The sequence below is a fragment of the Pseudoalteromonas sp. 2CM32C genome (assembly GCF_023161925.1).
GTDB lineage: Bacteria > Pseudomonadota > Gammaproteobacteria > Enterobacterales > Alteromonadaceae > Pseudoalteromonas > Pseudoalteromonas marina.
In genome coordinates this window covers 1-650 of record NZ_JALNTI010000027.1, presented here as the reverse complement: position 1 = coordinate 650, position 650 = coordinate 1, and the positions used below count along the sequence as shown (strand labels likewise).

General features: G+C 45.1%; 1 protein-coding gene. It reads right to left on the bottom strand.

Annotated elements, in window-relative coordinates; genetic code table 11:
- A partial coding sequence (locus MTF67_RS18450; protein ID WP_248520327.1) for a GTP-binding protein occupies positions 1-650 on the bottom strand: 650 nt, incomplete at both ends.

The window sequence follows — 650 nt, the reverse complement described above, 5'->3', positions numbered from 1 at the left end:
TTGATTGAACCAGGCTTAGCTAGTACTTGACCACGTTCAACGTCTTCACGCTTAGTACCACGTAATAGTGCACCAATGTTCTCACCAGCACGACCTTCGTCAAGAAGCTTACGGAACATTTCAACACCAGTACAAGTAGACTTAGTAGTCTCTTTGATACCAACGATTTCAACTTCGTCATTCACGTTGATGATACCGGCTTCAACACGACCAGTTACAACAGTACCACGACCTTGGATTGAGAAAACGTCTTCGATAGGCATGATGAATGGCTTATCGATGTCACGCTCTGGCTCTGGGATGTAAGAATCTAGTGCTTCTGCAAGCTCTACAATCTTGTCTTCCCATTGCTTCTCGCCTTCAAGTGCTTTAAGTGCAGAACCTTGAATTAGTGGTAAGTCGTCACCTGGGAAATCGTACTCAGAAAGAAGTTCACGAACTTCCATTTCTACTAGCTCAAGTAGCTCTTCGTCATCAACCATGTCACATTTGTTCATGAATACGATGATGTAAGGTACGCCAACCTGACGAGAAAGAAGGATGTGCTCACGCGTTTGTGGCATTGGGCCATCAGTCGCAGCTACTACTAAGATAGCGCCGTCCATTTGTGCAGCACCAGTGATCATGTTTTTAACATAATCGGCGTGACC